The 6,951-nt window shown below is 34.8% G+C and carries 8 protein-coding genes; all 8 read left to right on the top strand.

Annotated elements, in window-relative coordinates; translation table 11 throughout:
- Nucleotides 1-133: 133 nt before the first annotated feature.
- Nucleotides 134-829 (top strand): precorrin-2 C(20)-methyltransferase, encoded by a 696-nt coding sequence (cobI, locus tag RR539_RS08840; protein WP_332483559.1) that lies wholly within the window; start codon nucleotides 134-136, stop codon nucleotides 827-829.
- Nucleotides 826-1,581: a precorrin-4 C(11)-methyltransferase gene (cobM, locus tag RR539_RS08835; protein WP_332474936.1), complete on the top strand. Its 756-nt coding sequence runs from the start codon at nucleotides 826-828 to the stop codon at nucleotides 1,579-1,581. The genes cobI and cobM overlap by 4 nt, the downstream gene beginning before the upstream one ends.
- The gene (locus RR539_RS08830) at nucleotides 1,578-2,594 is read left to right on the top strand and encodes a cobalt-precorrin 5A hydrolase (RefSeq protein ID WP_332483560.1); all 1,017 of its coding nucleotides are present in this window, start codon (nucleotides 1,578-1,580) and stop codon (nucleotides 2,592-2,594) included. Before cobM ends, RR539_RS08830 begins: the two co-directional genes overlap by 4 nt.
- Nucleotides 2,584-3,606: a glutamyl-tRNA reductase gene (locus RR539_RS08825; protein ID WP_332483561.1), complete on the top strand. Its 1,023-nt coding sequence runs from the start codon at nucleotides 2,584-2,586 to the stop codon at nucleotides 3,604-3,606. The genes RR539_RS08830 and RR539_RS08825 overlap by 11 nt, the downstream gene beginning before the upstream one ends.
- Before the next feature lie 78 nt (nucleotides 3,607-3,684).
- Nucleotides 3,685-4,413 carry a precorrin-3B C(17)-methyltransferase gene (cobJ, locus tag RR539_RS08820; RefSeq protein ID WP_332474539.1) on the top strand — a complete coding sequence of 243 codons (729 nt, stop codon included), beginning with the start codon at nucleotides 3,685-3,687 and terminating at the stop codon, nucleotides 4,411-4,413.
- Nucleotides 4,406-5,587, top strand: coding sequence for a precorrin-6A reductase (gene cobK, locus RR539_RS08815; RefSeq protein ID WP_332474538.1), 1,182 nt, complete (start codon nucleotides 4,406-4,408; stop codon nucleotides 5,585-5,587). The genes cobJ and cobK overlap by 8 nt, the downstream gene beginning before the upstream one ends.
- An 8-nt stretch (nucleotides 5,588-5,595) precedes the next feature.
- Nucleotides 5,596-6,480, top strand: coding sequence for a hydroxymethylbilane synthase (gene hemC, locus RR539_RS08810; protein WP_332474537.1), 885 nt, complete (start codon nucleotides 5,596-5,598; stop codon nucleotides 6,478-6,480).
- A gap of 2 nt (nucleotides 6,481-6,482) precedes the next feature.
- Nucleotides 6,483-6,951, top strand: a 469-nt coding sequence (gene cobA, locus RR539_RS08805; protein ID WP_332500346.1) for a uroporphyrinogen-III C-methyltransferase, incomplete at its 3' end; no start/stop codon positions are given.

Genomic DNA, 6,951 nt, shown 5'->3' with positions numbered 1-6,951 from the left:
TTTTCACCTTAAAAATAGAATAAATAACCAAAAATTCATTGAGTTTATTGTCTTTTCTAACAAATATGGTATATTATTCAAAACAAATAAGGTCGATGAAATACTAAAGGGATTAAATTAGGGAGAGTTAATTATGGACAAGGGTAAATTATACGGAATAGGTGTAGGACCGGGGGATCCTAGTCTTCTTACCTTAAAGGCAGTGGAAACAATAAATAAATGTAGATTTATTGCTACTCCACAGTCAGGTGCAGGTGATAATGTTGCACTAAGTATTGTAAAGGCGAAGGTTGACCTAAAGGACAAGAATATTATTGAACTTGACCTTCCTATGATAAGAGATAAGGAAAAGCTATATGAAAGTCATATAACAGCAGCTAAAAAGGTAATAGAGATTTTAGATAGTGGACAAGATATAGGGTTTTTAACACTTGGAGATCCAAGTATATATTCAACCTATGGATATATCCATAATATTGTTAAGTCACTTTCATATGATGTGGAAATAATACCTGGAATTACTTCCTTTTGTGCAGCTGCCTCAAGTTTAAATAGTATTTTAGTACTTGGAAACGAGCCACTACATATTATGCCTATGTCACATAGGGATAGTAGTGAGATAGAATCCCTACATGGCTGCAAGATTCTTATGAAGTCAGGTAAGGGAATGAAGAAATTAATTAATGATATTAATTCTAATGGAGATAGTGAAATTAATATAGTTGAAAGAGCATCTATGGATAAACAAAGGGTGTTTAGAAATATAAAGAGACTAGAGGATGATTTAAGTTATTTTTCATTAGTTGTTATAAAGGATGGGATTAAATGATTGAGTTTGTAGGAGCAGGTCCTGGTGCAGTTGATTTAATAACTGTTAGGGGTATGAGAATTATAGAGAATGCAGATGTAATTATATATGCAGGGTCCCTTGTTAATAAGGAGATTCTAAACTATAGAAAAGAAGGTGCTATGGTTTATAACAGTGCATCTATGACCTTAGATGAGGTTATAGATGTTATGGCACTAGGCTACAGGGAAGGAAAAAAGGTAGTTCGTGTACATACTGGAGACCCAGCTATTTATGGTGCTATTAAGGAACAAATGGATAGGCTTGATAGAGAGGGAATTGAGTATAGGGTAACCCCTGGGGTTAGTAGTTTATTTGCAGCAGCAGCTGCTTTAAAGATAGAGTACACACTTCCATCAGTTAGCCAAACAGTAATAATTACAAGGGCTGAGGGAAGAACTAAGGTGCCTGAAGGTGAAAGCATTAAAAGCCTCGCTCAGCATAGGGCTACAATGGCAATATTTTTAAGTACAGGTTTATTAGAGTCACTTGAGAAGAACCTAGTTGAGGGTGGGTATTCACCTACTACTAAGGCTGCAATAGTATATAAGGCTTCATGGGATGATGAGAAGAAATTTATATGCACTGTAAACACCCTTCATGAAACAGCTAAGAAGAATAATATAACTAAGACTGCTCTGATTTTAGTTGGGGATTTTTTAGAGGGGGAATATGAATTATCTAAGTTATATGACCCTGGTTTTACCCATGAATTTAGGGAGGCTACAATATGAAGACAGCTATAATATCCTATTCGAGTCAAGGTCTTACAATATCTAAGAAGGTAGCCAAGGTACTTTCAGATATTGGTCATAGTGTGGATATATACTCTACTAGGGATAAGCAAGGGGTTAATAGGTTAACCTTAAGTGAATTTAGTAAAAAGGTATTTGAAGAATATAGGTTTGGTATATATATAGGAAGTTGTGGAATAGCTGTAAGGGGAATAGCTCCATATATTAAGGGCAAGGAAATAGACCCTGGAATAATAGTTATAGATGATATTGGGGAAAGTGTAATACCTATATTGTCATGTCATATAGGAGGGGCTAATAGACTCTCCCGTGATATAGCAAGTGGACTATCATCAAGGGCTATATTAACTACAGGTAGTGATGTTAGAGGAATTATTCCAGTTGATGAGTTTGCTGTTAATAATAATTTGTCTATTGATAATATAGCAATGGCTAAGATTATAGCATCAAGAATAATAGATGGGTATTGTGTAACTCTTATATCAGATGAAGGAATAGTATCTGATATTCCACATCACTATAGGGGAGATAGCTTTGAATTTGGGGTGTATATAGGTTCAAGGGATATTACTCCATTTAAGAATACACTAAGGCTTATTTCAAAGAATTTAGTTGTAGGAATAGGATGTAAAAAGGGTACTGCCCCTGAATTAATTGAGGATTTTATTATTTCAATATTTAAGGAGAATAAGCTTCTTATATCAGGAATTAAGTCACTTAATTCTATTAATTTAAAGAGTAGTGAAGAGGGAATAGTAAAATTCTGCTTAAAGCATAATATACCATTTCATACATATACAGCAGACAAACTTAATAATGTGCAGGGAGAGTTTACATCATCGAGTTTTGTTAAGTCTATTACAGGTGTTGATAATGTATGTGAGCGATCAGCCTTAATTAACGGAGGAAAGTTAATACTTAGAAAAACCTCCTATAAGGGAATGACAATTAGTATAGCAAAGGTAGAGGGTGGTGTTAGCTTTGAATATTAATATGATAGGCATAGACCATATTGCTGCCCCTGTTCATATTAGGGAGAAGGTAGCACTTACTAGTTCTAAATTAGTTAGGGCTTTGAAAATTATTAAGGGTTATTATAAGGTTTCAGGTGTTGTTATTATTTCAACCTGTAATAGAACAGAAATATGGTTAAGTAATTATAGGGATGAGATTACAATTAGTGAAATGGCGTCTAGAATATTTAATGTTCCACTTCAATTTATAGAGGAAAACTTTATATTAAGAAACTCAATTGAGGCTGTAAAACATATATTTTCCCTTTCAAGTGGAATGGAATCTAGGATTATTGGTGAGGATCAGATTTTAACCCAGGTAAGGGAAAGTGCTGATATAGCAAGGAAATACAAGGCTATTGATTCGGTACTTGAAAAGCTATTTAGAATGGGAGTTACCTGTGGTAAAAAGGTTAAATCAACACTTAAAATAAAAAGATTTAACAATAGTATAGGAAAAAATATTAACTGGATTATTATGGACAAGTTTAAGGCACCTATTACATGTCTTGTTATAGGTAATGGTGAAATAGGAAGAGGGGTAGCAGAGGAGCTTTTACTTGCAGGTCATAGTGTTTACATGACTACTAGAAGTTATAAACATGGTCAAGGGAAGATTGTAGAGGGAGCTACTCCTGTTAATTATGAAAATAGATATGATTATATAAATCAAAATGTTGTTATAAGTGGAACCTTAAGTCCACATTATACATTAACTAGGTCAAAAGTTATTGAAAGCCTTGATGGTAATGAGAGAATATTTATTGACCTTGCAATGCCAAGGGATATTGAGGAAAGTATTAGTGAAATTGCTGGAGTTACACTTTATGATATAGACAGTATTTCAAATGGAGATAGAAATATATATTCAAATATTATAAGAGAAGCGGAGGCTATAAGTAGGGAGTATATAGATGAATTTAGTGATTATTATTATACTCGTGGTAGCCGTAAGAATTATTATAAAGCTAAGCTAGAGGGTATTTTATAGATTATAGATATTAATTATTTAAGGTGAGAATTATTAGAATAGGGTAAGTTAACTAGTTTAAGTATAGGAGGGACAGTAGTGAAAATATATGTTGTAGGGCTTGGACCAGGACGGTTTGATGAGATTACAGATAGGGCAAAGAGTGCACTTAGTAGTAGTGATGTGATTATAGGGTATACAGTATATACAGATCTTATTAAGGAACACTTTAAGGATGCTGAAATATTATCAACTCCTATGAAAAGGGAGGTTGAAAGATGCCATATAGCCTTTAGGGAGGCCTTAAAGAAGAAAACGGTTTCTATGGTTTGTAGTGGAGATGCTGGAGTGTATGGAATGGCAGGTCTTATATATGAGGTATCTAAGGATTATGAAGAGGTAGAAATAGAAATTATAAGTGGAATAACAGCAGCATGTAGTGGGGCAGCAGTACTTGGAGCACCTTTAATACATGATTTTGCTGTTATTAGTTTAAGTGATTTATTAACTCCACTTGAAAAAATTCATAGAAAAGTAGAAGCAGCGGCAAGTGCTGACTTTGTTATATGTATATACAACCCATCAAGTAAGAAAAGAGGATCCTACCTACATGATGCTGTGAAGATTATGCTTAAGTATAAATCACCTAAAACCATATGTGGAATAGTTAGAAATATAGGTAGGGAAGGTGAGCAGAAGAAGATATTAACCCTTGGTGAATTATTAAATGAAAGTGTAGATATGTTTACAACAGTATTTATAGGTAATGAATCAACTGAGGTTATATCAGGGAATATGGTTACTAAAAGAGGTTATAAACATGACTAGAGTACTTGTTTTCGGTGGAACAAGTGAAGGGAAGGAAATAGTAAAAAGATTAATTTTAAGTAATGTTTATGTAACACTTTGCATGGTTTATAGCTATTCAAAGGATGACTATGAAGAATGTGAAAACCTAAATATTCTAGTAGGTGCAAGGCAGCAGGAAGAAATTGAAGAAATGGTTAAGGAGTATGACTATATAGTTGATGCAACCCATCCATATGCAAAGGTTGTTACTGAAAGTATTAGATTAAGCTGCATTAAGCAGGGAAGAAAAAGAATCAGGATACTTAGGGACGTAAGTAGTATAAGTGGGGATATATACCTAGAATCTATTGAAGAAGCTGTGGATTACCTGAATAAAACCAGTGGAAATATTCTTTTAACCACAGGAAGTAATAATATTTCACTGTTTAATAAGTTAGATAGTGAAAGAATATATGCGAGAATACTACCTTCAATTCCAGCCCTTGAAAAGTGTTTAAATTCTGGAATTAAGGGAAGCAATATTATAGCTATGCAGGGACCATTTTCAAAGGAAATGAATATGGAGCATATTAGGTTCTCTGGTGCTAAGTATTTAGTAACTAAGGAAAGTGGAGATAGAGGTGGCTATATAGATAAAATAGAGGCTGCAAGGGAGATAGGCATTACAGCCATTGTTATAGGACGTGAAGGTGAAAGTGGGGTTACCCTAGATGCTGCAGTAAATATCATCTGTGGTGAAGAGGGTAGAGAGTTATACTTTCCAATGTTTTTTAGGATTACAGATAAAAAAGTTCTAGTTGTTGGAGGGGGTGCTATAGCACTTAGGCGCCTTAAAACCCTTATTAAATTCACTAAGAATATAACAGTAATAGCTAAGGAAGTATCAAATGAGGTGATGACCCTTTGCAGGGATAATAATATTAAGGTTTATGAAAGAGGTTATATAAGTGGTGAAGTAGAGGATTACGATATAGTAATTGCCTTAACAAGTAGTCGAGAGATAAATAACCTTATACATAGAGAATGCAGGAAAAACAATATTTTATGTAATATTGGAGACAAGAAGGAAGAATGTGACTTTTATTTTCCAGGGGTAATAACTAGGGGATCTGTTGTTGTAGGGGTAACCGCCAGCGGCACTAGTCATAGGGATGCTAAGGATATAAGGTCTAAAATAAATAAGCTTATATGAGGTAGGTTATGGGAAAGAGAAAAATAATAGTTGGAAGTCGTGAAAGCAAATTAGCTGTTATACAGACTAATTTAATTATAGATGAAATAAAAAAATCTCATAGTGATATAGAAATAGAGCTTGTTACTATGAAAACAACAGGGGATAAAATACTAAATGTTACCCTTGATAAAATAGGTGGCAAAGGACTATTTGTTAAGGAACTTGATGCTGCTTTAATGGAGGGGAGAATTGACCTTGCTGTTCACTCACTTAAGGATATGCCTATGGAAACCCCTGAGGATATACCAATTGTAGGACTATCTAAAAGGGAGGATCCAAGGGATGTATTAATTCTTCCAAAGGGATGTAGTGAACTTGATTTAAGTAAACCTATTGGAACTTCTAGTTTTAGAAGAAGCTTAATGGTTAAGGATGTAATTAAGGGAGCAGAAACAGACTGGATACGTGGAAACCTTCAAACAAGACTTAAAAAGCTTGATGATGGAATGTTTTCAGGAATAATACTAGCAGCAGCAGGTATAAAAAGGTTAGGTCTTGAGGAGAGAATTAGTAGATATTTTGACACAAGTGAAATACTACCTGCAGCAGGACAGGGAGTACTTGCGATTCAAGGAAGACGAGGAGTTGATTACTCGTTTTTAGAATGTGTAAACTCAAGCAGTGCATTTTATACATCTATTGCGGAAAGAGCCTTTGTTAGATATTTAGATGGAGGGTGTAGTTCCCCAGTAGCTGCCTATGGAAAGGTTGATGGAGAGAATATAATTCTTAAGGGGCTTTACTATGATGAGTCATCAGGGAAGTACACAATATCAGAGGAAAGTGGAAACATAGTTGATGCACAGGACGTAGGGCTAAGTCTTGCTAAAAGAATGAAAATAGGGGGATAGTTATGAAGGGAAGAGTGTACCTAGTAGGGGCAGGGCCTGGAGACTCTGGGCTTATAACAGTTAAGGGTGCAAACCTCTTAAAAGAGGCTAATGTTGTTGTTTATGATAGCCTTATAGGAGATGGAATAAGAAATTATATAAACCCAAAGGCTGAAATGATATATGTTGGCAAAAGGTCAGGAAACCATTCAAAAACTCAGGATGAGATAAATAGTATTCTTGTTGAATATGGACTTAAGGGGGGGATTGTAGTACGCCTTAAGGGGGGAGATCCATTCCTATTTGGTCGTGGTGGTGAAGAGATAGCATCACTTAAAAAAGCAGGAATAGAATATGAGGTAGTGCCAGGAGTAACCTCAGCTATAGGTGCAGCTGCATATGCAGGAATTCCAGTAACCCATAGGGGAGTAGCATCTTCACTTCATATAATTACAGGTCACTTAAAGGATGAAAGCTATGGTATTAACTTTA

Source organism: Clostridium sp. (assembly GCF_036639235.1).
In the GTDB taxonomy this organism is placed as follows: domain Bacteria; phylum Bacillota; class Clostridia; order Clostridiales; family Caloramatoraceae; genus Clostridium_AB.
Note: the sequence above shows the minus strand (reverse complement) of the source record. Positions and strands in the feature narration are given on the sequence as shown.